This is a genomic window from Streptomyces diastatochromogenes (genome assembly GCF_002242805.1).
GTDB lineage: Bacteria > Actinomycetota > Actinomycetes > Streptomycetales > Streptomycetaceae > Streptomyces > Streptomyces diastatochromogenes.
In genome coordinates this window covers 52,501-76,473 of sequence record NZ_MCGQ01000044.1, presented here as the reverse complement: position 1 = coordinate 76,473, position 23,973 = coordinate 52,501, and the positions used below count along the sequence as shown (strand labels likewise).

At 71.9% G+C, this 23,973-nt stretch carries 19 protein-coding genes and 1 pseudogene; 8 read left to right on the top strand and 12 right to left on the bottom strand.

Features of this window, described 5'->3' with window-relative positions; translation table 11 throughout:
- Positions 1-113: 113 nt before the first annotated feature.
- Positions 114-1,601 carry a glycosyl hydrolase family 28-related protein gene (locus tag BEK98_RS38910; RefSeq protein WP_244202169.1) on the bottom strand — a complete coding sequence of 496 codons (1,488 nt, stop codon included), beginning with the start codon at positions 1,599-1,601 and terminating at the stop codon, positions 114-116.
- Between the two features lie 39 nt (positions 1,602-1,640).
- Here BEK98_RS38910 and BEK98_RS38905 point away from each other — a divergent pair, with 39 nt between their 5' ends.
- Positions 1,641-2,342, top strand: coding sequence for a CDP-alcohol phosphatidyltransferase family protein (locus BEK98_RS38905; RefSeq protein ID WP_094221482.1), 702 nt, complete (start codon positions 1,641-1,643; stop codon positions 2,340-2,342).
- Here the strand turns inward: BEK98_RS38905 and BEK98_RS38900 are convergent.
- The 5 genes from BEK98_RS38900 to BEK98_RS38880 form a co-directional block, all read right to left on the bottom strand.
- Positions 2,232-2,786, bottom strand: coding sequence for an FAD synthase family protein (locus tag BEK98_RS38900; RefSeq protein WP_341869033.1), 555 nt, complete (start codon positions 2,784-2,786; stop codon positions 2,232-2,234). The two genes, BEK98_RS38905 and BEK98_RS38900, sit on opposite strands and share 111 nt — an antisense overlap.
- Complete coding sequence (locus BEK98_RS38895; protein ID WP_244202168.1) at positions 2,777-4,306, bottom strand: fibronectin type III domain-containing protein; 1,530 nt, start codon at positions 4,304-4,306, stop codon at positions 2,777-2,779. Before BEK98_RS38895 ends, BEK98_RS38900 begins: the two co-directional genes overlap by 10 nt.
- A gap of 114 nt (positions 4,307-4,420) precedes the next feature.
- Positions 4,421-5,962, bottom strand: a complete 1,542-nt coding sequence (locus BEK98_RS38890; RefSeq protein WP_094221480.1) for a lipopolysaccharide biosynthesis protein — start codon at positions 5,960-5,962, stop codon at positions 4,421-4,423.
- Positions 5,959-7,569, bottom strand: a complete 1,611-nt coding sequence (locus tag BEK98_RS38885) for a hypothetical protein (protein WP_094221479.1) — start codon at positions 7,567-7,569, stop codon at positions 5,959-5,961. The genes BEK98_RS38890 and BEK98_RS38885 overlap by 4 nt, the downstream gene beginning before the upstream one ends.
- Positions 7,566-9,059 (bottom strand): hypothetical protein, encoded by a 1,494-nt coding sequence (locus tag BEK98_RS38880; protein WP_244202167.1) that lies wholly within the window; start codon positions 9,057-9,059, stop codon positions 7,566-7,568. Before BEK98_RS38880 ends, BEK98_RS38885 begins: the two co-directional genes overlap by 4 nt.
- A gap of 228 nt (positions 9,060-9,287) precedes the next feature.
- On the opposite strand from BEK98_RS38880, the gene BEK98_RS38875 reads away from it, so the two are divergent.
- Both BEK98_RS38875 and BEK98_RS38870 read left to right on the top strand, forming a co-directional pair.
- Positions 9,288-10,268 (top strand): NAD-dependent epimerase/dehydratase family protein, encoded by a 981-nt coding sequence (locus BEK98_RS38875; RefSeq protein WP_094221478.1) that lies wholly within the window; start codon positions 9,288-9,290, stop codon positions 10,266-10,268.
- A gap of 22 nt (positions 10,269-10,290) precedes the next feature.
- Positions 10,291-11,490, top strand: a complete 1,200-nt coding sequence (locus BEK98_RS38870) for a glycosyltransferase family 4 protein (RefSeq protein ID WP_094221477.1) — start codon at positions 10,291-10,293, stop codon at positions 11,488-11,490.
- A gap of 715 nt (positions 11,491-12,205) precedes the next feature.
- Here BEK98_RS38870 and BEK98_RS38865 read toward each other — a convergent pair.
- The 3 genes from BEK98_RS38865 to BEK98_RS38855 all read right to left on the bottom strand — a co-directional run bounded on the left by BEK98_RS38865 (position 12,206) and on the right by BEK98_RS38855 (position 15,473).
- Entirely contained in the window at positions 12,206-13,387 is a 1,182-nt protein-coding gene (locus tag BEK98_RS38865; RefSeq protein WP_094221476.1) for a glycosyltransferase family 4 protein, read from the bottom strand.
- Positions 13,384-13,923: an LbetaH domain-containing protein gene (locus BEK98_RS38860; protein ID WP_094221475.1), complete on the bottom strand. Its 540-nt coding sequence runs from the start codon at positions 13,921-13,923 to the stop codon at positions 13,384-13,386. The genes BEK98_RS38865 and BEK98_RS38860 overlap by 4 nt, the downstream gene beginning before the upstream one ends.
- 122 nt (positions 13,924-14,045) lie before the next feature.
- The gene (locus BEK98_RS38855; protein WP_244202166.1) at positions 14,046-15,473 is read right to left on the bottom strand and encodes a sugar transferase; all 1,428 of its coding nucleotides are present in this window, start codon (positions 15,471-15,473) and stop codon (positions 14,046-14,048) included.
- Between the two features lie 206 nt (positions 15,474-15,679).
- On the opposite strand from BEK98_RS38855, the gene BEK98_RS38850 reads away from it, so the two are divergent.
- Both BEK98_RS38850 and BEK98_RS38845 read left to right on the top strand, forming a co-directional pair.
- The gene (locus BEK98_RS38850; protein ID WP_244202165.1) at positions 15,680-17,245 is read left to right on the top strand and encodes a M1 family metallopeptidase; all 1,566 of its coding nucleotides are present in this window, start codon (positions 15,680-15,682) and stop codon (positions 17,243-17,245) included.
- A gap of 214 nt (positions 17,246-17,459) precedes the next feature.
- Entirely contained in the window at positions 17,460-19,430 is a 1,971-nt protein-coding gene (locus BEK98_RS38845; RefSeq protein ID WP_094221474.1) for an N-acetylmuramoyl-L-alanine amidase, read from the top strand.
- Positions 19,431-19,458: 28 nt separating this feature from the next.
- Here BEK98_RS38845 and BEK98_RS38840 read toward each other — a convergent pair.
- From BEK98_RS38840 to BEK98_RS38825, 3 genes and pseudogenes are all read right to left on the bottom strand, one after another.
- A pseudogene (locus BEK98_RS38840) lies at positions 19,459-19,993 on the bottom strand (amidohydrolase family protein); the annotation flags it as partial.
- 91 nt (positions 19,994-20,084) lie between these two features.
- Entirely contained in the window at positions 20,085-20,810 is a 726-nt protein-coding gene (locus BEK98_RS38830) for a DUF2625 domain-containing protein (RefSeq protein WP_094221473.1), read from the bottom strand.
- A 49-nt stretch (positions 20,811-20,859) separates the two neighbouring features.
- The gene (locus tag BEK98_RS38825) at positions 20,860-21,342 is read right to left on the bottom strand and encodes a hypothetical protein (RefSeq protein WP_094221472.1); all 483 of its coding nucleotides are present in this window, start codon (positions 21,340-21,342) and stop codon (positions 20,860-20,862) included.
- Positions 21,343-21,409: 67 nt separating this feature from the next.
- On the opposite strand from BEK98_RS38825, the gene BEK98_RS38820 reads away from it, so the two are divergent.
- From BEK98_RS38820 to BEK98_RS38810, 3 genes are all read left to right on the top strand, one after another.
- Positions 21,410-22,195 carry a maleylpyruvate isomerase family mycothiol-dependent enzyme gene (locus BEK98_RS38820; protein WP_094221471.1) on the top strand — a complete coding sequence of 262 codons (786 nt, stop codon included), beginning with the start codon at positions 21,410-21,412 and terminating at the stop codon, positions 22,193-22,195.
- 94 nt (positions 22,196-22,289) lie between these two features.
- Positions 22,290-22,649, top strand: coding sequence for a DUF779 domain-containing protein (locus BEK98_RS38815; protein WP_094221470.1), 360 nt, complete (start codon positions 22,290-22,292; stop codon positions 22,647-22,649).
- Between the two features lie 74 nt (positions 22,650-22,723).
- The gene (locus BEK98_RS38810; RefSeq protein ID WP_208643360.1) at positions 22,724-23,968 is read left to right on the top strand and encodes a phosphodiester glycosidase family protein; all 1,245 of its coding nucleotides are present in this window, start codon (positions 22,724-22,726) and stop codon (positions 23,966-23,968) included.
- Positions 23,969-23,973 lie beyond the last annotated feature (5 nt).

Below are 23,973 nucleotides of genomic sequence, written 5' to 3'. Positions count from 1 at the left end.
AGGCGCCCACGGAATCTCTGGCCACCCGGATCCCCCCATCCTGCTGAAGCGCCGTAAAGTCCCTCCGACGAGTGACCCGCCGTCAGGGCAGGTGGCGGGGCCACCCGCCGGATCTACGGCTTGGCCGGGCAGCCGGCCTGGTCGCTGCCGGACGGGGTCGGCAGGTCCGGGGCCGGAGGAGTCGTCGCGGGGCTCGGCTCGGGCGTCGCGGTGGGCGTCGGGCCCGGGGACGAGGTCGGAGAAGGCGCCGGGGACGGGTTCGGGGTGACGCACGGGGGCGCGGCGGTGGGGGACGCCGGCTGGGGCGGGGGGCTGGTGTTCCCCGCGTCGATGCAGTCGACGAATCGCACGAAGCCGGGCCGGTCGGTGCCGTCGGCGGGGACCGCGAAGTCGCCGGCCGTGTGGCTGCGGAGCAGGCACATGTCGTAGCGGGCGAGCGCCGGAAGGGTGTCCTGTGCGGAGGTGGTCCGGTACTCGTGGCGGCCCACCAACTGGCAGGAGTCGTAGCGGATCAGCGGCCCCCGCGGACCGACCGCGTAGCGGTGCGGGCGGACTTCGGCGGAGAAGTCCCGGTAGGCGAAGGCGGTGTCGTCGCAGTCGCTGAAGTGGACCGTTCCGCCGTTCCACACGCAGTCGATGACCCGCACGTCGGGATTGCGCACCTCGAAGCGGATGTCCTCGGCGTGGAAACGCTGCACCGAGTCGTGGTGCACGTTGACCGGGAAGCGGAAGAACGTGCTCGTGGTGCCGTACTCCGGGGAGCTTTCCGGGCGTTTGCCGGTGATGATGTACGAGCCGCCCCGGCAGCTGATCGAACCGCCGTAGGGGAACTCCAGGAAGTTGCCCCATTCGTATTCGACCTTCATGTCGGTGAACCAGTAGTTGAGGAACTGGTCCTGGTCGTTGGGCTGGTCCTTCCAGCGCTTCGCGAGCCCGGAATACAGAAAGGCCCGGCGATAGCTGCCGCCGACCCGGCACGCCTCCCACCGCATCTCCGAGTTGGTGTCCGTGCCGTCCAGGGCGAGCCCGTACTCCCACTCCCCCGTCCACTCGCACTCCGAGAACCGGTAGTCCTGCGCCTGCCCGGTCGAGTACGAGCTGAAGAAGGAGGCGCCGGGCGTGGCCGAGTGGAACTCCATGCGTTCGAAGGAGAGATTCGACCAGACGTCCTCGTTGCGGCAGAGATAGGAGCCCGGGCCGGTCTCCGGGCGGAAGACGAGGGTCGTCATCCGCTTGCCCGCTCCGGCGAAGCGCAGGCCGTTCGCGGGCCGGGGCGGAGCGACGCCGTCGAGCAGCGCGTTGGGACGGGTGATGAGGAACTCGCCGGCGGGGATCTGGATCACCACACGGCCGACGCCCTGGGAAACGCGTGCGGCGGCGAAGGAGTAGGCGACCTCGAACGCCGCGCTGGCGTCGGTCCGCCCGTCGCCCACCGCCCCGAGGTCGGCCACGTTGACCACCGTTGCCGAGTTGTCCCGGCCTTTCGAGCCGACGGCGGCGGCCGCGCGGGTGGACAGAGCCGTCGCGGCCAGCGCCGACGCTCCGCCACGCAGGAGATGCCGACGGCTGACACGGGACACTCCGCCACCCGATTCTGCCATAATTGCCTCCTTCCAGCGATTTTCTCAATAAGGTGGGAAATGACCGAGTTTGCCGAAGTGCTCAGGCAGTTGTCGTCGGCACAGAAGCCCGCGAAGGGGGCGTCGGTCTACAGCCTGTTCGTCAACCGTCCGGCCGGCCGGGTACTGGCCGCGGTGGCCTACCGCGTCGGGGCGACGCCCAATCAGCTCACCACGCTCGGCGCCCTGTTCACTTTTCCGGCCCTGGCCACCGTGGCTCTGCTGCCGCCCGGCCGGGTGATGTCGCTCTGCGTCGGTGCGGCGATGACCGTGGGGTTCGCCCTGGACGCGGCGGACGGGCAACTCGCGCGCGGTCAGCGCTCGGGGAGTCCGTCCGGCGAGTGGCTGGACCATGTGCTGGACTGCGTCAAGCTCGTCAGCCTGCACCTCGTGGTGCTGGTGTCGTTCTACCGGTTCTTCGCGCTGCCCAGCCCGGTCTTCCTGCTGGCGCCGATGGTCTTTCAGCTCGCGGCCGTGGTGATCTTCTTCGCCGGGGTGCTGACGGAGAAGCTCAAGCGGCGGGCGACGGCCGACGCGCCGGCGGGGTCGACCCCGGCGCTGTGGTCCGTGCTGCTCCTCCCGGTCGACTACGGCGTGACCTGCCTGAGCTTCCTATTCCTGGGGAGTCAGCACATCTTCCTTCTCCTGTACTGCACCCTGCTGCTCGCCCATGTCCTGTTCATGGCCGCCTTCCTGGTCAAGTGGTTTCGCGAGCTGCGCTGAGGGGATGTGCGGCGGCTCCTGCGCGGAGAGCAGTTCCAGGGCACCGCGCAGCAGCGTGCTGGAGACGTGCATGGTGTAGGGGAAGTAGACGACTTCGACGCCGACCTGCGCGAAGTGCCGTTCGAGCGCGTCCCACTTGGGCGTTCCCCGCCAGTCGTCGCCCTTGAAGACGACATGGAAGCCGATCGTCTTCCACCGCTCCACCTTGTCGTCCTCCCACTCGACGACGGCCTCGTCGACGTGGCGCAGGCTGCGGACGATGTCCAGGCGTTCGGCGAGCGGGATGACCGGCGGCCGGCCCTTCATGCGCCTGGCCAGGTCGTCGGAGGTGACGCCCACGACGAGGCGGTCGCAGTGGCGACGCGCCTCGCGCAGGATGTTGAGGTGCCCGATGTGGAACAGGTCCCAGACGCCGGGCGCGTATCCGATGCGGGTCACGTCCACGGGTCACCCGCTCCCCTGACGGTGGCCTTCGCGGGGACGGCCACGTTCAGGGAGGGGGACTTCCGCGAGGTGTTCTTCCCGTCCGTCACCTCGATCCGGTACTGGTGACGGGTGCCGGCGGGCACGGAGTCGGTGAAGCTCATCCATGGGCGGTCCCAGTAGGTGGACGACTGGCTCTGCCGTGAGACGAGTTTCCCGTCCCGGTAGAGCAGGTACGTCAGCGACGCGTCGTCCCGGTCCCACGAGGCCTGCCAGTGGACGGCGACCTTTCCGGAGCTCGCGCCGGAGAGCGCGAGCGAGGGAACCTTCGGCGCCCCGGTGTCGGGGCCGGCCGCGAAGCGGGTGAGGCTCTGCTGCGGTTTGTCGTTGACCTTGGTGAACTCGCCGCTCACCCACAGGATGTCCCCGGCCATCGTCATGGCGCGGGGACCCACCGGCTCCCCCAGCCCGTCGTTGGTGTCGGGGAACCAGTGCAGGATCCTCCCGTTCTCGGGCGACTGGGCCAGCAGGTGCTGCCGGTCGTGCCGCTCGGGGAATCCGCCGGGCGCCTGGCTGCAGTTGTGTGCGTGCGAGCCGCTGTAGAGGACACCGCGGTAGAGGAGGACGGCTTGGGTGGCGCCCTGGCAGTTGTCGTACCACGCCATGGTGCCGTCATCGAGACGGCCCGCGATGCGGCCGTCGTAGGAGCCCGGGCCATGGCCGTCGGCACCCAGGTAGAAGCGGTTGCCGTCGTTCGTGATCGTCCTGACCGTCGAATTCAGCGGCAGCCAGTCGGGATATCTGCGCACCGACGCGCCGGTGCGGGAGTCCAGGGCCACCAGCGCGTGCGCCCTCTCACCGTTGACCTGGTCGAAGTCGCCTCCGACGAGGAGCTCGTGGCGCGACGGCACGGCCGACAGGGCGCGCACCGGACGGTCGATGTCCGCCGTGAAGGGCAGCAGCGCGCCGGTGGGTGCGAGGGCGGCGACGCGGTTCCTGGCCTTGCCGTCGACGACGTTGAAATCACCGCCGAGGTACACCGCGTCGCCCGTCGTGTCGATGGCCCGTACGGTCGCGGACACCGCGGGCCTGAAGTCCTTGCGCAGCGAGCAGTGGGCCGTGTTCAGGGCGACCGCGCTGGCCACGCCGGTGGACCCGACATGGCTGAAGGAGCCGCCCACGTACAGCACCTTGCCGTCGGGCGAGGTCTTGAGGGCACGTACGGTTCGCTCGCCGCCGGTGAACGACGGGGCGCAGGGCAGCAGGGCCCCGGTCACGGCGTCGAACGCGGCGAAGTTGTGGCGCGGGATCTCCCGCTTGCCGGGGGCGGCGCCCGGCGGCCGTACCGCGTCGAAGGTTCCCCCGGCGTAGACGACACCGTTCGCGTAGGCCAGTGACCAGACGATGCCGTCCGTCTGCCAGGTGGCCAGCGGATCGGCACTGAACGACGTCCGGGGCGCTACGTCGGCGGCCACGGCGGAGGAGGCGTTGAACAGGGCGGCGGAGCAGCAGAGAGTGGCGGCGACGGCCCTGGTGGCCACCTTCGTTGGGAGCTTTCTCAGGCGCAAGGGACACCCCGGATAGCAGTGGTGTGGGCGGCGCGCGGGGAGTGGGGCGGGACTTCGCGAACCCGGACCGTGCGACCCTGCCTGGGCTCATGCGGCGCGATTGCGCAGCACTCCGACCAGCTCGCTCACTCCCAGCGACCTTCGATACCACCACAAAGTAGTACCAAATACACACATTCCCAAGGTCATTCCGACGGCGAGTCCTGACGGAGTGTCACCCATCAGCATGCGAGGGGCCGCCAACACCACCGAGACGACCAGGGCGATGCCGAGGGCGGTGGTGTAGCCGCGGTCGACGGTCGTGAAGCCGAGGCGCAGGCGGATGATCAGTGCTGCCGAGAGGTTCTCCACGACGATGGCCGCACCCCAGGACACGGCGGCACCGAGGACGCCCCACCTCGGAACGGCGAGCACGCCGACCGTCAGTTGCACCGTGAACGCCACGGCGGTGATGGCCAGATGCCAGGAACTCTTGCCCGCCATGAGGAGCACGGTCTGGGCGTTGCCTACCGCGACGTTGATCAGCGAGGCCACGCACAGCACGACCAGAGCGGGTGCCCCGGCGACGAACTCCGGGCCGAAGACCGAGAGAACGGTCCGGGGGAAGCCGGCGACGAGGACGAACAGCGGCCAGGAGAAGAGCACGATCCAGCAGGTCGAGATGTGGTGCAGATGGCGCGCCTCGGAGACGTGGTCGACGGCGAGCATCCGGCTGATCTCGGGTGCCACGGCGAGCCGGACGGCGAGTTGGAGCAGGGTGCCCGCGGTGACGACGCGGCCGATGGCGGTGTAGACGCCCGCCTCGGTGCTGGTGGCGAGTGCGGACAGCAGGATGACGCCGACCCAGACCGCGCTGATGTCGAAGATCGAGGAGACCGCGCGGGGTGCCGAGAAGCTCCAGAAGGCGTGCCAGGGCGCGGCCCCGCGCCCGGCCGGGTGCGCCGTGCCGCGGACGGCGCGGCACCGGCGCAGGGCCAGCCACGCGGCCACGGTGCCGGCCAGCGCGGGCAGCAACCAGGCCGCGGCCAGGGACAGCATCCCGGGCGCGTAGTACGCCACCGGGACGGCGATCAGCACGCGCAGCACGGGTTTGCCGATCTGCTCCACGCCGACGAACGGCACGACCGTGCCGTGGCCCTGTGTGGCGCCGAGCAGGACGAGTCCGATGGTGGCGGCGGGCAGGAACACCGCGAAGAGCCGGACCAGGGTGACCGCGTCGGCCGGCGGCAGGTGGGGCAGGAACGTGGTGGCCACGGCGGGGAACAGCAGCAGGGGCAGGGCTGCCGCGGTGCTGGCCACGGCCGCCGGTACGACGGCCACCCGCAGCAGAGCACCCACCGAGCGGCCCCCGTTGACGGCGAGGTCGCGCGAGACGAAGCGGACCAGCCCGGTGTCGGAGCCCAGCTTGCAGGTGTTGCTGAGGATGGTGAACAGGGCCACGCCCGTGAAGACCGCGCCCGCCCCACGCGCTCCGGCGGCGCGGGTGATCAGGCCGACGAGGACGAAGGCGAAGACGGCGTTCGCCGCGGAACCCGCCACGCCCCACCATCCGCCCCGTGCGGCGGCGGCGACCCCGCTCGGGGCGGAGGTCCCCGCGGGGGTGGGAGCGGTCGCTCCGGGCGCGGTCACCCGCGGGAGACCGTGAGTGTGTCGTCCTTCGCGGACTGTTCCACGATCGGGATGGCGGGCTCCACCGTGGGACGCCGCTGGGTGCGACGGCGCAGGGCGGCGCGGAGGCGTCCGTACGGACGGCCGGCGTCGAGGACGGTGCCGAGGAGGTTGCCGCCCGAGCAGCCGATCAGCTCGTGCACCCGCCTGAGGTCGTCCCGCCGGGTGGTGTCGAGGTCGGTGACCAGGAGGACGCCGTCGACGCGCTGGGCGACCGCCAGGGCGTCGGCGTGCTCCAGGAGCGGCCGGGTGACGACGACCGTGGTGTCGGAGTCGGCGCCGGACAGGACCCGGTGGACCGCGCCGGACACGCCCGCCTGGACGTACGCACCGGTGCCAGCGCTGGAGCAGCAGGCGAATCGCCCGGCGGTACCGGCGTCGACGGGGAGGCTCCCTTCGGGCAGGGACTTCTCCTCGGGCGTGCGGGCGTCCTCCGGCACGAGCGGCAGCCGGGTCGCGAGGCCGGGCGTGTCCGGGTCGGCGTCGACCAGCAACACCTCGTCCCCGCACTCCGCGAGGGCCGCGGCCAGGTTCACGGCCACCTCCCCCGTGGCGGTACGGCGCCGGGGGGCCACGACCAGTACGCGGCCGGCGCCGGCCGAAGGCCCGGTCTGGCGCAGGCGGTAGGCCAGGGCGCGGTAGGCCTCGGTGCGGTCGCCGCCGGTGTGGCCGACCGTCAGCAGGGCCTCCCCGTCGTGGTCCTGGCGGGGCAGCATGCCGAACACCGGAGCGCGCAGCGCGGCCCGGGCCTCGTCGGCCGAGCGGACCCGGGAGTCGAGGGCGGAGCGCAGCCAGGCCAGCAGGATGCCGAGGGCGAGACCGCTCGCGAGGCCGAGCACGAGCAGGATCGGCCAGCCGGGCCCGGAAGGATGCCTGGGGGCCTCGCCACTGCGCACGATGTCACCCCCGGTGGTGTCACGGGAGTTGATGTCGGAGACCCGCTTGTGCAGGGTGGCGATCTCGCTCTGGACCGCGGAGTTCACGGAGTCCGCGGAGTCCGCGGAGTCGCCGTCGTCGCTCTTCTTCTTGACCGACTGCTTGGTCACCGCGGCGATCTGCTGCTCCACGCCCCGGGTGGCCCGCTCCACGGCGGCGTCGTTGCGGCCCTTGCGGTCGGCCAGGTAGGCCTCGGCGAAGGCGTTGGCGCCGCGCGCCGCACGCTTGGGGCTGTCGGCCGTGAACTCGAAGCGGAGCACCTGGGACTTCGGCGGGTTGGTGACCCGCAGCCGGTCCTGGAGCGCGCCCGCCCGGCTCGGGGACTGTCCCAGGGTGTGCGCCGCGCGGATGGCGACCGCGGCGCTGGCGGCGATCTGCTGCTCGGTGCCCATGCTGACCTGGTTGTCCGCGGCCACGGCGACCGTGCCGAAGGGGTCGGTGGTGGAGCGCACGAGGACTTCGCTGGTGGAGGTGTAGGTGTGGGTGCGGACCAGCGCCAGGGCCGCTCCGGCGAGCAGTCCCAGGACGATCCCCAACGCGATCATGGCGCGGTGGCGCAGGAGTCGGCGCAGTTGGTCGCGTAGCTGGTCCGGCTCGTCGTACCGGTCGTCGAGGTGGAAGGGGCCGGTCACGAGTGCCCTCCTGTTCCGGGGATCGATGCGTGACGGGTGGGTGCGGTCGACAGCGCGGCCGAGCGGGACCGGGATGCCCGGGCCGTGGGGGTGGTGATGAGCAGCGGGATGGTCACCAGCAGCATCAGCGGGCCCACGATGCCGAGCAGGCTGCCGCGCAGGAAGACCATCTGGTAGAAGGCGAAGGCCGGGACCAGCAGCGCCGCGAGGGTGCCCGGCCGGTCGCGGAGCCGGTGCCGTACGTCGTCCATCCGGCGTCCGGCCGCGCCGAGCAGGAAGAACACGACGGCCACCGCGGGCGGGCCGGCCCACAGATAGCTCTCGATCCACAGCGGCGCCGAGAGGTTGAGGAAGTCGTAGCCCGCGTACTGGGCCAGGGTGATGCCGGTGTCCTCGGGTTTGTCCGGCCACACCGAGCGCGGGACCAGGAACAGCGGGGGACCCAGCGCGTTCTGGGGCGAGAACCCCTTTTCCCGCGCGTAGTCGATGCCGGTCTGCACCTGCTGGTAGGCGTCGTAGTCGCCGTTGGTGGTGAACTGCTCGGCGAGGGAGACGACGGCGATCTGTTCCCGGTCGCTGTAGCGGAAGTAGTCGCTGTAGGGGAAGACGAGCAGCACGGCCGTCATGAGGGTGGCCGCGATGGCGCGGAAGGTGCGGGGCCGGCACAGCCGGGGCACGGTGAACAGCAGGGTCAGCAACACCGTGCCGGCCCAGAACCTGGGCTTGCTGACGGGGTTGTTGACGACGACGTTGAGTGCCAGGAGCAGCGGTAGCAGCAGCCGGCGGATGCCGCGCAGCAGCCGGTCGCCGCCGGGCAGCCGCGGCACGTGCAGCAGGCCCAGCAGGGCCCAGAACGCGGGCACGGACAGCGACCAGTTGCGCAGGGCCATCAGGAAGGCGTCCTGCTCGCTGTCCATGGCGCCCGCTTCCCGCAGGGCCTGACGGCTCGTGAAGTAGGCCTGGAGGCCACCTGGTTGAGCGGGGATCAGCAGCACCGCGAGGGCGAGCGCGAGCGCGCAGAGCGCGACCAGGCGCCAGGGCGCGACACGGCGGGACAGCAGCCGTTCCACCGCTCCGGGTGAGGCGACGGCCGCACGGGCGGCGAGCGCGTGCTCCCGGCGGGCGGCGAAGGCCGTTCCCGCGGTGTGGGCCAGGAGCCCGAGTTCGATGACGGCCACGGCCATGAGGGCGGTCCCCTCACCTGCCCGGTAGGCCCACGGGTACGTGTCGGTGGCGAGCATGGCCAGGGGCGCCAGGCCGAGCCAGATGTAGGCGAAGACCCAGAAGCCGAGGGCGACGAGCCGCACGGTCGTCGCGGTGAGCACGCGGGTGAGCGTCACCCCGGTGTGCGCCACGACGACGGCCTGCAGAGCGAGCGCCACCGACAGGTGCGCGTCGCATGACTGGAGGATCAGACCCGGCAGCAGAACGATCAGCGCCACGGTCCAGAGCGAGACCGCAGCCACGCTGCGGATGCCGGCGTCCCGCATCCCGACTTCTGCGCCACTCGGGCATTTCAACTGAACCTTCATCAACAGCTTTATAACGTCCATTCTTCCCGAATCCATACAGGCGCGCGCGAATCCCCAGCTCCGCACGGCTGTTCGCGGACCCAGTCATCGGGTGACGAGAAAGTTCCGGGCGGCGTGCCATTTACCGCAAATCAGGACAAATGTGTATTGCTTATCGGAACAGAATCCAGGACAGAGGAGTTGCCCATGAGCAAGCAGGTCGACGTCGTCGTTGCCGGTGGCGGGGGATTCATCGGCGGTCATCTGGTGGGCGCCCTGCTGAACCAGGGGCTGACCGTCCGCTCCATCGACATCAAGCCCCAACGCGAGTGGTACCAGGTGCACGACGCCGCGGAGAACGTGATCGCCGACCTGTCGCTCCTGGAGAACGCGCGCGCGGGCGTCCGGGGCGCACGGCAGGTGTACATGCTCGCCGCCGACATGGGCGGCATGGGCTTCATCGAGAACAACAAGGCCGCCTGCATGATGTCGGTACTGACCAGCACACACATGCTGAAGGCCGCGCAGGAGCACGGCGTGGAACGGTACTTCTACTCGTCCTCCGCCTGCGTCTACGCCGCCGGCAAGCAGACCGACCCGAACGTCACCGCGCTGCGGGAGGAGGACGCCTATCCGGCGCAGCCGGAGGACGGCTACGGCTGGGAGAAGCTCTTCTCGGAGCGCATGTGCCGCCACTTCGCGGAGGACTACGGGTTCATCTCGCGCGTCGCCCGCTACCACAACGTGTACGGCCCGCACGGCACATGGGACGGCGGCCGCGAGAAGGCTCCCGCCGCGGTCTGCCGGAAGATCGCCGAGGCGGTCCTCTCCGGCGACCACCGGATCGAGATCTGGGGCGACGGCCTGCAGACCCGTTCCTTCATGTACATCGACGACTGCCTGCACGGCACCCAGATGATCATGAAGGGGGACAGCGACGTACCGGTCAACCTCGGCTCCTCGGAGCTGGTGACCATCAACCAACTCGTCAACATCGTCGAGGAGATCGCGGGCATCCGCTGCGAGCGCGGCTACCGGCTCGACGCCCCGCAGGGGGTGCGCGGCCGCAACTCGGACAACGCCCTGATCCGCGAGATCCACGGCTGGGAGCCGTCGGTCTCCCTGGCCGACGGCCTGGAGAAGACCTACGCCTGGGTCTACGACCAGGTCAAGCGCTCCCACCAGTGAGACGCGAGGAGACGGACAGCCGATGAGGATCCTCGTCCACGACTACAGCGGCCACCCGTTCCAGGCCCAGCTCAGCCGGGAGTTGGCACGCCGTGGTCATGACGTCGTCCACTCGACGTGCACGGCCTACGTCTCCGGCAAGGGCAACCTCGCCGGAGACTGCGCCGGCCTCCGCTTCGCCACCATCGGGGACGGCACGAAGCTGAGGAAGGAGGCCTACTTCCACCGGCTCCACCAGGAGACCCGGCTGGGCCTCGAACTGGCCCGGCAGGTACGGCGCGAGAAGCCCGACGTGGTGCTGCTGTCCAACCTGCCGATCCCGGTGCTGGTCGTGACCGCGGCCGTCCTGAAGAGGCTGCGCATCCCGTGGGTGCTGTGGCATCAGGACGTGACCGCGGTCGCGTTGCGGAGCTTCGCCGCCGCGCAGGTCGCGAAGTCGATGGGCCTCGCCGCCAAGGTCTTCGGGGCGGGCGAGAAGTGGTCGGCGCGCCGGGCCTCGGCCATCGTGGTGATCGCCGACTCCTTCGTGCGGGTCCACGAACGGTGGGGCACCGCCGGCAAGGTCACCGTCATCCCCAACTGGGCGCCGCTGGACGAGATCGTCCCGGTGGCACGCACCAACGCCTGGTCCGCGGAGCACGGTCTGAACGACGTGCGGACGGTGCTGTACTCCGGCACGCTGGGGCTGAAGCACAACCCGGTGCTGCTGGTACAGCTGGCCGAACGGCTGCGGGACCGGGGTGCTCCGGTACGGCTCGTCGTCGTCAACGACGGCCCAGCCGTACCCGTCCTCAGGGAAGCGGCCGCGGCCCGCGGTGTCGAGCTGACCCTGCTGCCCTTCCAGCCCTACGAACGGCTGCCCGAGGTGCTGGGCACGGGCGACGTCCTCGTCGTCCTCCTGGGGCCGGACGCGGGGCAGTTCTCGGTCCCGTCCAAGACCCTGTCCTATCTGTGTGCCGGGCGGCCGGTGCTCGGCCTCATGCCCGCCGACAACCTCGCCGCGCAACTGCTCCACCAGGCGGGGTCGGCGGTCCTCCCGCCGGAGGAGTCCGCACTGGACGGTGCGGCCTCCTGGGTCCAGCAGGTCCTGGCCGACCCAGCCCGCGCCGAACGGCTGGGCAAGGAGAGCCGGGCACTGGCCGAGCGCGAGTTCGCCCTGCAGGGCTGCGCCTCCCGCTTCGAGGACATCCTCCGAAGGGTGAGCACCACCTCGGCCCACTGAGCCGGCCGTGCGAGCACACGTGCCGAATGCCACGGACCGCCCCGCTGACCATCCGCGGGGCGGTCCGTGGCGGCGATCAGCGGGCCGACCCTGCAGCGGCCCGCTCCGCACCTGCCGAGCGAGGTCGGCCCGATCCGAACTACCGCCGCAACGCGGTCCGTGGTGGCGATCAGCCGACCGAACCGAAAACGGCCGGCTCCGCCAGTTGCCGAGCGCGTTCAGAACTGCCGCCGCAGCACCGTCCGTAACGGCGATCAGCCAGCCGAACCCGGAGCGGCCGGCACCCCACCTGCCGAGCAGGCTCGGCCTTACCCGAACCGCCGCCGCAGCACGGCCCGTGCCGACGATCAGCCAGCCGAACCCGGAACGGCCGACTTCGCAGCCCGCCGAGCAGAGTCAGCCTGACCTGAACCGCCGCCGCAGCACCGTCCGAAGAGACGAGCCAGCCGAGTTCGAAACGGCCAGCCCCCTGCCGAGCAGGCTCAGCCTGACCTGAACCGCCGCCGCAGCGCCGTCCGAAGAGACGAGCCAGCCGAGTTCGAAACGGCCGGCTCCCCACCCTGCCGAGCAGGCTCGGCCTGACCCGAACCGCCGCCGCCGCAGCACGGCCCATGCCGACGATCAGCCGACCGCAACCGAAGCAGCCGGATCCGCAGCCCGCCGAGCGAGGTTGGCATGACCCGAACTGCCGCCGCAGCACGGTCCGTAGCAGCGATCAGCCGGCCGATCGCGAAGCGGCCGGCTCCGCGCCCCGCCGAGCAGAGTCGGCCTGATCCGAACTTCCGCCGCTTCTCCGGTAGTTCTCCTCCAACCGGTCCACCACGGCGCGGATCGAGTACACGTCCTCGACCACGCGCCGGCCGGCTTCGGCCAGCTCGGCGCAGAGGTCCGGGTCGGCGAGCAGGCGGCGGACCGCGTCCGCCATGGCCTGGGGGGTGCCGTCGGTGACGACGGCGGCGCCCCGGCGTGCCAGTTCGTCGGCGATGCCGCAGGTGTCGGTGAGGACGACGGGGGTGCCGGCGGCCATCGCCTCGATGACGGTCATGCCGAACGGCTCGTTCACGCTGGCCAGCACATGGACGGCTGCCGTCCGGTAGGCCTCGCGCGCGTCGGCGGGATCGAGCGCCCCGCCGTAGTGGACCACGTCGGTCAGCCCGTCGGCGATGAGCCGGCGTACGGCGGGCAGCGATCCGTCGTCCGGGCCGTACAGCGTGAACCGGGCCTCGGGCAGCTCCTGGTGGACCAGCGCGGCCATCTCCACGAAGGCTTCCGGACGCTTGCGCGGATGCAGCCGGGCCAGGAACAGCACATGGGGGTCGCGAGGCCGCCGCGGACCCGGTTCGGGCGGGCCCGGCCGGATGCCGTTGGGCAGGATCCGCAGCGGCGGGCCGTCCGGCCCGAGCACCCGCGCCACCAGCCGGCGCTCCTGCTCGGTCAGGACGAAGCAGGTGCGCGTCCGGCGCAGCAGCGGCAGGTACAGCAGGTCGAACAGCCGGACGGGGAGCGCGGTGCGCGGCTCGACCATGCCGTGGGTCTGCGCCACACACGGGACGCGGCGCAGGGCGGCGACGGCGAGCGCGGCGAGGGAGACCAGATCGCGCCCCGCGTGCACATGCACCACATCGGCGCCGCCCATGGCCCGCCACAGGTCTCGTACCAGACGGGGATCGAGCAGGCCGATGAAGCCCTGCCCCGGCAGCAGCGTACGGGCGGGCCGGGAGCGCAGCCGGACGGAGCCGATACGGTCCGGTGCCCGGCCGCTGCCCCGCCACAGCGACATCAGCGTGACGTCGTGTCCGCGTGCGACCAGCTCCTCCGCCTGGGCGAGGGCCACGCTCGGCGGACCACCGAAGGCACCGTCGTCACTGACGAGCGTGACCACGTGGAGCAGTCTCATGCGGAGACCCCCTTCGCCGTCAGGACCGCGCCGGCCGCGAGGTCCCGGTGGGCCACGGCGCCCGCGCCCACCACTCCGCCCCGGCCGACGGTGACACCGCGCAGGACGACGGCACGGGCCGCGACCCAGCTGCCCGGCTCCAGCCGGATCGGACCGTTGTCGAACTCGAAGGTGACGGAACGGCGGCGATGGCTGCCCGTGCACAGCAGCGCGCCCTGGGAGACACAGCAGTCGCTGCCGATCGTGACGGGCTCCAGGTTGAGGATCCAGGCACCCTCGCCGATCCACACGTCGTCACCGATCTCCAGCTTCCACGGCCAGTGCACCCGCACGCCGTGCCGGATCAGCACCCGCTCTCCGACCCGGGCGCCGAAGGCGCGCAGCAGCACCGGCCGCCAGCGGGCCGGGAACCACCACTTGACGAAGAGCAGGTGCAGGGCGGCGAACCAGGCGGCCTGGACGAGCAGGGGGCGCCCCTTGTCGTATCCGGCACCGGTGAAGCCGCGCAGGGATCGCGCGACGACGGTCTGCGCCATGAGAGTGTCCCTTCCCGAGGACTCAGGCGTCCATGGTCGTGATCCTTCCCGCCCCGGGAGCCACGTCGCCCGTGATTCAGGCGTGTTGGCGGCAGGCCTGCCCGGATGGCGGATCAGGCGGATCAGTAGGCGCCCTGGCCGTTCAGCACCGCTCGCACGGTGCGGGCGAGCACGTTCATGTCCACAGCCAGGGACCAGTTGTCGACGTAGCGCAGGTCGAGGGCGACCGTCTCGTGCCAGGACAGGTCCGACCGTCCGCTCACCTGCCACAGCCCGGTCAGGCCCGGCTTGACGCTGAGCCGGCGCATCTCGACCGGGTTGTACTTGACGACCTCCTCGGGCACCGGGGGACGCGGGCCGACCAGGGACATGTGGCCGAGGAGGACGTTGAACAGCTGGGGCAGCTCGTCCAGGGAGTATCGGCGCAGGAGGCGTCCCAGGGGCGTGATCCGGGGGTCGCGGCGCATCTTGAACATATGGCCGTCGTTCTCGTTCGCCGCCTCCAGCTCGCTCTTGAGCCGGTCCGCGTCGACCACCATCGTGCGGAACTTCCACATGGGGAACGGCGTGTTGTTCCGGCCCACCCGCATCTGGCGGTAGAGGGCCGGGCCGGGTGAGCCGAGCCGGACGGCCAGGGCCAGCGCGAGCAGCAGCGGCGCGAGCCCGACGATCAGCAGCAGCGCGCCCGCGCGGTCCACGACGGACTTCAGCAGCGTCGGCGTGCCGCGGCGCAGTGGCGGCACGATGTGCAGCAGGGTGAGTCCGGCCGCCGAGGTGAGCCGGACCCGTCGGCGGGTGACGTCGACGATGCCGGGCAGCACGACGAGCGGGCACCCCCGGTCGTGCAGCGCCCAGGACAGCCGGCGCAGCCGCTCGCCCGCCATGTGCGGGCCCGGCACCACGAAGACCATGTCGGCCGAGAGTCTGTCGGCCGCCCCGAGCACCGCCTGGGCGTCCTGCTCGGGGGGTTCGGGCGCCTCGCAGGGCAGCCGCAGGTCCACGGGTACGCCGGAGAGCGGCTCGTCCTCCCCGACCGGGCAGGATCCGACGATCACGTATTCGTGGTCGGTGCGCTGGGCGAGCTGCTCGACCACCGCGTCGACCGTCGGGCCCTCACCCACCATCAGGACGTGGCGCAGTGCGCGGCCTCTGCGGCGGGCGGCCCGCAGATGACGGTGAATCACCTTCTGGCAGGTCGCCGTGAGGACGAGCGCGGGGATCAGTGCCGTGAACGCGTCGGCCGGCACGCTGCCCAGTCCGCACATCACGCGCAGCGTCGCCAGAGCGCCGACCAGCACCAGCCAGTCCCTGAGGACGGCCCGCAGGCCGCCCCCGTCGCCCCAGGCGGCGAGCGTGTAGCGCCTGCCGGCCACTCTGATCACCGGCCACAGCACGGCGGCGACGGCCGCCAGCCGCAGCGGGTGGGGCTCACGGACCTCCACGATCGCGGCCGCGACGGGCAGCGCCGCGCCGGCCAGATCCACACAGACCGACAAGGGTCCGTACCAGCGCGCCTGGGTGCCCTCCGGGTGGGCGGGGCGGCGCGGCATGGGAACCGGCACCTGTCGCGATGCCGCGATTCTGAACGGCCGCATGCCTCTCCTTCGAAGGCCCGATCTCGGACAACGGGCACGGCCGCACGGTCCGCTCAGAGGGGGGCCACACCTTGACGTGATCTTTATATCAACCGACAGGTACTTATGTCGGAATTGGTGGACATATCGCATTAATGATCTCTTACTGACATAGTGCCGCCATGGACAACACGCCTGCCGGCACCCGACGTGGCATCCGTACCCGCCGTACGGCCCTCGCCCTGGCCGGTGGTGCCGTGGGCCTCACAGGCGCCGCCGTCCTCACCGTCGTCCTCACCGTCGGGGAGCACCGCGTGCCGGACCGCGCCGGGCACCCCGCCCCCGGCGCCTCCCCCGGCGCCCACGGTTCGCCTGGCGAGGCCCCCTCCCCCGGTGCCCCGGGGCTCGGCGACCCGCTCGTGCCGCTCGACGGCAACGGCGGCTACTCGGTGCGCCGCTACACCCTCGACTTCGACTGGCGCGCACCCCGCACGCCCTTCGGCGCGACCACCACCGTCAGCGCCACCGCCACGCAGGCCCTGTCCCGCTTCGACCTCGACTTCGCGGGCAACACGCTGCACACGGTCACCGTCGACGGCACACCGGCGAAGGCCGTGCGCGACGGCGACGAACTGGTCGTCACCCCGGCGAAGCCGATCGCCCGCGGGGGCACGTTCACCGTCCGGGTCGCCTACACCGCCGATCCGACGCAGCGTCGGCACCGCGACGACGCGATTCAGGACTACGGCTGGGTCCCCACGGCCGACGGCACCCTGCTGTCGCTCCAGCCCGACGGAGCCAGGATGGTCTTCCCGGCCGACGACCACCCCAGCGTGCGGGCGCCGTTCACCTTCCGCGTCACCACACCGCCGGGGCTGACCGCGGTGGCCAACGGCCGGCTCGTCGGGCACGTCCGGCAACCCGACGGACGGATCCGGTGGACCTACGACTCCGAGCATCCGCTCGCGGCCCAACTGGTCCAGCTGGCCATCGGGAGGTTCTCCGTCGTGAACGGCACGGGCCCGCGCGGGCTGCCCGTCCGGGACGTGGTCCCCGACGGCCTGGTCGCCGGCACCGAGAAGTACCGCTCGCTCACCCCGGAGCACCTGGCCTGGCTCGAACAGCGGCTCGGCCCCTATCCCTTCCGCCGCTACGGCGTGCTGGTCGGGGACACCGACCTTCCGGTGGCCCTGGAGACGCAGTCGCTGTCCGTCGTACCGAGCGCCGATCTGCTGGGGGATCAGGTCGGCGCCGAGCGCAACCTCGTGCACGAACTCGCCCACCAGTGGACCGGTGACAGCGTCGCGATCCGGCGGTGGTCCGACCTGTGGCTGAGCGAGGGACACGCCCGCTTCTACGAGCTGCTCCACTCCGACACCCACGGCGGCATCGACCTGGAGGACATGATGCGCGCCGCCTACGAACAGCACGACCAGTGGCGGCACGACGACGGCGCGCCCGCCGAGCCCACCGAGCCCACCCTGTTCCGGCAGATGCGCTACGACGGCTCGGCGCTGGTGCTCTACGCGCTGCGGGAGAAGGTGGGCGAGGACACCTTCGACCGGATCGAACGCTCCTGGGTGACGACCTACCGGGGCCGGGCCGCCGGCACCGCGGACTTCGTCCGGCTCGCGTCCCATGTCGCCGGCGAGGATCTGACGCCCTTTCTGACGCCTTGGCTGTACGGGGCGCACACCCCGCCCATGCCGGGGCACCCCGACTGGCACGTGGAGCCGGTCGAGAACTGACGCGCCGCCGCGGCGGGCGGGGTGCCGCCGACCGGGTGGCCTGTGCCCGACGGCTGGTCCACGCCAGTGACGCTCGGCGCGCAGCGGCGCGCGAGGCACGGAAACGTACGAGGGGTGACGCGAAGGGCAACCCCCTTTGCCCTGAAGGGCGATCCACTGCGCCCTGGTCGCATCTGTCCTGGCCGCCACGCTGAAACCCCTCGGAGGCACCTCCATGAAAAAGCGCGTCGCCCCCCGCGTCTCCAGTGCCGTACGCGGGCACCGGCGGATCATCTGTGTGACCGCTTCGGCGGCGCTTCTGGTGCCGTTGCTGATCGACCGCTCGGACGGCACACCGTCCGACCAGCTTCTGCAGGACGACTACACCGCCGCGGCGAACGAGTACCAGGTCCCCCGCAGCGTCCTGATGGGCGTGTCGTACCTGCAGTCGCGGTGGGACTCCCATCACGGCGCCCCCAGCGTCGTCGGCGGCTACGGGCCGATGCACCTGGTGGACGCGCCCAGACCCCAGCCGCCGCAGACGCCGCAGCACCCGCAGGGCCAGCCGCGCGCGGGGTCGGCGGGACCGCCCGCCGCGCGTCCGGCGAACCCGCCGGCGGACCTGCAACAGGCCGCACGCCTGACCGGGCTGCCGGCCGAGCAGCTGCGGACGGACGACGCCGCCAACGTGCGCGGCGGCGCCGCCCTCCTCGCGGCGACCCAACGACAGCTCGACAAGCCGCTCAGCCCCAACCCGGGGGACTGGTGGGAGACCGTGGCCCGCTTCCCGGGCACCGCCGACCGTGCCTCGGCGGACACCTATGCCAACGACGTCTTCGACGTGATCCGCCGGGGTGCGCACCGCACCACCGACGCGGGGCAGCGCGTCACCCTCGACGCGAACCCCCATGTCCACCCGCGCCGCCCCGTCACCAAGGGCACACCGCGGCCGAAAGAGGTCGACTGCCCGCCGGACCTGTCCTGCTCCTGGCTCAGCGCGCCGTACGTCCAGATCGACGACGACGAGTACGGCAACCACCAGCTGGCCGACCGGCCCAAGGACCAGCGGATCGACTACATCGTCATCCACGACACCGAGGCGCCGCTGGCGTCGATGCTGCAGACGATCCAGGATCCGGAGGAGGCCTCCTGGCACTACTCCATCCGCTCCCGGGACGGCCACATCACCCAGCACGTCAGGATCAGGGACGCGGCCTGGCACTCCGGCAGCCAGTTCGTGAACGCCCGCTCGATCGGGATCGAGCACGAGGGATTCCTGCGGCAGCCCGACGCCTGGTACACGGAGACGATGTACCGGTCCTCGGCCCGCCTGGTGAAGTACCTGGCGAGGAAGTACGGGGTTCCGCTCGACCGGCAGCACATCTTCGGCCATGACAACGTGCCGGCCCCGACCGAGGACACCATTCCGGACATGCACGACGACCCGGGGCCCTTCTGGGACTGGCGGCACTACTTCGACCTGCTCGGCGCGCCGCTGAAGGCGACCGCCGGGCCGGACAGCGACGTCGTGATGATCCTGCCGGACTACTCCACCCACACGCCGCGGTTCACCGGCTGCACCAAGAGCGGGGTGAAGTGTGCGCCGCACGGCTCCAGCGCGGTCCGTCTGCACACCGACCCGGCCGAGGACGCCCCGCTGATCCAGGACCCGGGCCGGCACCCCGACGGCAAGGACTCCACGGAGGACGTCAACGACCTGGGGTCGCGGGTCTCCGCCGGCCAGACCTTCGCGGTCGCCGAACGCAGCGGCGATTGGACGGCGATCTGGTACCAGGGCCACAAGGCATGGTTCAAGAACCCTCAGGCCCACCCGACAGCCGTCGGCGCGCGCGGCCGGACGGTGACCCCGAAGGAGGGCCTGAGGGAGATCGAGGTGTTCGGCCGCGCCCTGCCGGAGGAGGACGCCTACCCGGAGGGTGTGGACGAGCAGCCCGAGCCGTCGCCGCTCCCGTACACCCTCCGTGCGGGCCAGCGGTACGTGACGCAGTCCCGCGTCCTCGGTTCCTACCTGGAGAAACCTTCCTCCGACGACTCCCCGTCTCCGGTGGTGCAGGGCGAGGAGGCGTACTACGAGATCCAGCTCGGGCACCGGCTCGCCTATGTCCGGGCGCGTGACGTCGACGTGGTGAAGGCGGCGGCCACGGCGGGCCCCGCCGGGTACGCGGCGCGCACTCCCCTGCGCTGACCCCAGCGGTGCCCGGCCGTCGGCTACAACGCAGCGCCTGCGCTCCGGTGAGGGCCTGTTCGGGCCCGTGCGGGGGCAGGGAGAGGTCGGCGGGGCGGCGGTGCCGGGCGCCGGCCATGACCTGGAGCGGCGGGTACGGCGCGATGGGTCAGTCGGAGCCGAGGACGACCCGGGCGCCGGCCGCCCACAGATCACCGCAGCGGAACGCGCGCGGCACGTTCCTCGCCGAGCCGGCGCGACCAGTTGTCGGTGTGGTCGGCCCGGGTGTACTCGCAGCAGTGGGTGGGCTGCATGGACGCGGCCACGCCGAGCCGCGCGAACCGCCGTACGGTGTCGTCGGGCACCGTCTCGATGTGTTCGACCCGGTGCCGTACCGGGTCCGGGCTCTCCGCCTGAGACTTCTCGACGGAGTCGAGGACGTTGAGACCCCGGGCAGCCCCTTCTGGTACACGGGCGGGGTCAACCGGTCCGGCGCGCTGGCCCTCGCGGCGGGCGTCGCCGCGTGCGTCGACACCGTGTACACCGGGCCGGTGGCCGCCGCCCTCGGCGGCATCGATCTCGCCCTGCCGGTGGGGCTGTCGGTGGCTTCGGGCGTGTACGCGGAGTCGATGCGGGGCCTTCGCAGGGCGGGCTGAGCCGCCGGACGGCGGTGCCTCACACCTCGCCGAGGAAACCCGGATCCGCCGGGCCCATCTGCCGGGCGAAGTCCGCTGCCACGCCCAGGACTTCGCTCATCGCCACGGGCCGCCGGCTCGTGGCCGCGAGGTCGTCGTGCGCCTCCTTGGACCACAGGAACGGGTAGACGGTGATGCCCTGCGCGAGGTCCGGCTCCGCGGCCTCCTCGCGCCAGCCCGGCCAGCGCAGGCCGTCGTAGAACGTCTCCAGACGGCCGGACAGCAGCCACCACACCCAGGTGGAGTGGCCCATGTCCAGGGCCTCCCACTCCAGGGTGTCGGGGGCGAAGTACGTCATCTGCCCGGGGTCGCCGGGGCGGCCCGCTCCGGCCGGGTCGTGGCCGTTGAGCGCGAACACCCCGCCGAGCACGTCGTGCCCGACGACCAGACCGGACGCTGGGTGCCAGGCGGGATCGAACTCCTCCGGGAAGCGGTTGACCCGGCCCAGGCTCGGCAGTCCGCCGGCCGCTGCCGAGCCGCCGCCGTACACCCGCACCCATCCGTCGTCCAGGACGAGTCCGCCGCAGTTCAGCGCCAGCGCGCCGAGCGTGGAGCGCGCGGTGACCTGCATCTGCAGCAGGCACCGGCGGCCCTCCTCGGGATCGGCGGGCAGCACGCGGACCGGCACGGCACCGGCCGTGATCAGCTCCTGAAGCTCCGGCCAGGCCGGATCGTCCACCCGGGCCAGTTCGTCGGTCTCGCGCATCCGGGGATCATGGCACGGCCGCCGTGCCGTGCCCGTGGCCGCCCCCCGGTCAACCCTGCGGGCGCTGCTTGCGGCGCTTCCGGTTCGGCCGGTGCGGGCGCCCGAGGGTGTCCAACTCGCCTACGGCCGCACGGATGTGTGCCGGATCGCCGGGAGCCGCGGAACCGGCGCACCACCACGACGGGCGCCCGGACACCTGGCGCACGTGCATCCCCAGGTCGTGCTCGGAGCACAGCGGCCACGCCCGCCACAGCCGCTCCGTGACCGTCTCCTGGGCGGCTTCGGCAACGGCCTCAAGGTCGTCGGCGGCGGACAAGGGGTTCCCGTGCCACTCGCCGTTGGCGAGGGCGACGTAGACCTGCTCCGGTTCGCCCTCCTCCCAGGGCACCGCGAACAGGCACAGGGGCTGCTGTTCCGGCAGGGTCGCCGCCAGATCCCGGTTGACCGCTGCCAGGGCCTCGTCCCAGAGCGGATGTTCGCCCTCGGCCACGGGGCGTGGTTCGGGCTGGCGGAAGGGCGAGTGGTAGCGCATTGGGGCATCCTCTCCCATGCGCCTGCCCACCTGTCAGCTCACTTCTCTCCAGGATGGTCCCTCCCCCATGACCGACTCCCCCTCGATGCCCACGCCCGACGTCGACCGCCTGAGGGGCGAGGTCGAGCGGTCGGCCGCACGGCTCGCGGCCACGCTGTCCGGCCTGACCGAGGCCGAGTGCCGTGCGCCCGGCGCGCTCGCCCCGTGGACCCGGGGCCAGGTGCTCGCCCACATCGCGGGCAGCGCGGATGCCTACGTGTGGCTGCTGCGGCTGGCGCGTACGGGCTCCGCGCCGGGGCCCCGACAGGATGCGGCCGCCCTGGCCGAGACGGCCGAGCGGACCGCCGCCCTGCCCGTCGACGCGCTGGCCGACCGGACCCGGCGGGCCCTGGACCTGGTCGTGGCGGAGGCCCGGGAGATGCCGGCGGCACGGTGGGACGTCCTGGTGGCGGCACTCGCGGGCTGGCGGCACCCCGCCTGGTACACCCTCCTGCGGTGCCTGCGGGAGCTGGAGCACCACCATGTCGACCTCGGCCTGGGATACGGCACCGCCGACTGGCCGGCGTCGTACGTGTCCTGGGCGCTCGACGAGACCCTCACCACCTTGCGGGCCCAGGGACATCCCGTCTCCCGCGTCGAGGCGGTCGACCTGGGCCGCCACTGGACCCCGGCTCCCGAGGGCCCCTCGATCGCCGGGCCCGGACACCTCCTGCTCGGCTGGCTCAGCGGGCGAACTCCGGCCACGGACCTGATGTCCGACCGGCCGGCCGAGACCCTGCCCCCTCTCCCGAGGTGGCCGCAGCCGCCGACCCCCGGGTGGGGCCGGACCGACGACGTCCTCGGCCTCGCCTGACCACGGTCCCGTCGAAGTACGCCTGCTGGACGCGCCCTTGACGAAGCATGAGACTGGGGCACGTCCGACGGCCCGGCTCTCCAGGACGGTGACCATGGAAGTGGAAGTCCCCCGCGTCGAACTCACCCCGCAGGCTGCCGAACTGGTGCGCAGGCTGCGGGCCGAGCACGGTCCGCTGATGTTCCACCAGTCCGGCGGCTGCTGCGACGGCAGCGCGCCCATGTGCTACCCGGACGGCGAGTTCCGGACCGGCGGCTCGGACGTGCTGCTGGCGGAACTGGCGGTGGAGGGCGTCGAGGAGCCGGTGACCTTCTGGATGTCGAGGAGCCAGTACGAGGTGTGGAGCCACACCCGGCTGATCGTCGACGTGGTACCCGGAAGAGGGAGCGGATTCTCGCTGGAGGCACCCGAGGGGGTGCGTTTTCTCACCCGTTCTCGCGTAGTCGACGCCTAGCACCCCCGCGGGCCACCGCCGTCTGCTGCACTTCCCTGAGTTCTGGGACAGTTGACGAGACATCAGGGGGCGCGGTGGCGCACGATCGGCGGCAGACGGCAGCGGGCAGATCGGTTCTCACGGTTCTCACGGCGTTCGGTGTACTGGCCGGTGCGGCCCTGGCGGGGGCGGCACCGGCCGATGCCGTACCGCTGGGCAAGATGGGCAGACGGATCGCGCCGGGTGTCACCTACCGGCAGTTCGACATCTCGGCGGCGGCGGGCGAGGCCCACGCCCATCTGCTCACCGTCGACCTGAACAATCCGCACGTCCGCCTGGACCTGCTGTACCCGGGGACGGTGGCCGCCCGCGCGACCGTGTCGAAGCTCGCCGACTCGGCCGGCGCGGTCGCCGGCGTCAACGGCGACTTCTTCAACATCTCCGAGACCCAGCACCCGGGCGTGGAGGCGACGGGCGCGACCGTGGGACCGGCGATCGCGGACGGGAAGGTACTCAAGGCGGCGGTGCCGAAGGGCCAGCGGTTCGGGCCCTCGCTGCCGCCCGGGACGACCACGACGGACGTCCTCGGCGTGGGTACCGACGGGCGGGCCCGGCTGGACCGCCTCACGCTCACCGGCTCCGTCGGCACGCCGGAGGGGCAGTTCCCGCTCAAGGGCCTCAACCAGTACGCGCTGCCGCAGAACTCCGTCGGCGCCTTCACCTCACGGTGGGGCAGCGCCTCACGGGTGCGTGCCACCTGCGGCACGGACACCGACCGGGCGGCGGCGTGCAGCACGGACACCTACGAGGTGAAGGTGCGGGACGGTGAGGTGGTCTCCGCCTCCGGCACCCCGGGCGGCGGCTCGATCCCCACGGGCACCACGGTCCTGGTGGGCCGCGAGGAGGGCGCGCAGCGGCTGCGCAAGCTGTCGGTGGGCGACCAGGTGACCGTCACGCACGCCCTGGTGGCGGCCACGGCCAAGGTGCCGTACACGTTCGCGATCGGCGGCTACCCGGTGCTGCGGAACGGCAAGCCGCTGTCCGGCCTGGACGACAACGCCTCGGCCGTGCGCACCGTCGTGGGCTTCGCCGACGGCGGGCACCGGATGCTGCTCCTCGCGCTGGACGGAGCCGCGGCCTATCGGACGGGCATGACCATCGCCGAAGAGGCCCAGCTCATGAACGAGCTGGGCGCGTCCGACGCGTTCAACCTCGACGGCGGCGGCTCGACCGAGATGGTCACCCGGAATGCGGGCGCCAGCAGTGTGACGATCCGCAACCACCCGAGCGGCGGGGCCGAACGCCCGGTCCCGAACGGCATCGGGGTCTTCTCGTCCTGACCTCG

Bases quoted from the DNA above. Each gene is read 5' to 3' on its own strand.
- BEK98_RS38860 (WP_094221475.1), bottom strand. From the start codon at position 13,923: ATGGCGCAGACCGTCGTCGCGCGATCCCTGCGCGGCTTCACCGGTGCC.
- BEK98_RS38865 (WP_094221476.1), bottom strand. From the start codon at position 13,387: ATGAGACTGCTCCACGTGGTCACGCTCGTCAGTGACGACGGTGCCTTC.
- BEK98_RS38850 (WP_244202165.1), top strand. From the start codon at position 15,680: ATGGACAACACGCCTGCCGGCACCCGACGTGGCATCCGTACCCGCCGT.
- BEK98_RS38880 (WP_244202167.1), bottom strand. From the start codon at position 9,059: ATGCGGGACGCCGGCATCCGCAGCGTGGCTGCGGTCTCGCTCTGGACC.
- BEK98_RS38820 (WP_094221471.1), top strand. From the start codon at position 21,410: ATGACCGACTCCCCCTCGATGCCCACGCCCGACGTCGACCGCCTGAGG.
- BEK98_RS38870 (WP_094221477.1), top strand. From the start codon at position 10,291: ATGAGGATCCTCGTCCACGACTACAGCGGCCACCCGTTCCAGGCCCAG.
- BEK98_RS38830 (WP_094221473.1), bottom strand. From the start codon at position 20,810: ATGCGCGAGACCGACGAACTGGCCCGGGTGGACGATCCGGCCTGGCCG.
- BEK98_RS38855 (WP_244202166.1), bottom strand. From the start codon at position 15,473: ATGCCGCGCCGCCCCGCCCACCCGGAGGGCACCCAGGCGCGCTGGTAC.
- BEK98_RS38825 (WP_094221472.1), bottom strand. From the start codon at position 21,342: ATGCGCTACCACTCGCCCTTCCGCCAGCCCGAACCACGCCCCGTGGCC.
- BEK98_RS38910 (WP_244202169.1), bottom strand. From the start codon at position 1,601: ATGGCAGAATCGGGTGGCGGAGTGTCCCGTGTCAGCCGTCGGCATCTC.
- BEK98_RS38845 (WP_094221474.1), top strand. From the start codon at position 17,460: ATGAAAAAGCGCGTCGCCCCCCGCGTCTCCAGTGCCGTACGCGGGCAC.
- BEK98_RS38815 (WP_094221470.1), top strand. From the start codon at position 22,290: ATGGAAGTGGAAGTCCCCCGCGTCGAACTCACCCCGCAGGCTGCCGAA.
- BEK98_RS38875 (WP_094221478.1), top strand. From the start codon at position 9,288: ATGAGCAAGCAGGTCGACGTCGTCGTTGCCGGTGGCGGGGGATTCATC.
- BEK98_RS38905 (WP_094221482.1), top strand. From the start codon at position 1,641: ATGACCGAGTTTGCCGAAGTGCTCAGGCAGTTGTCGTCGGCACAGAAG.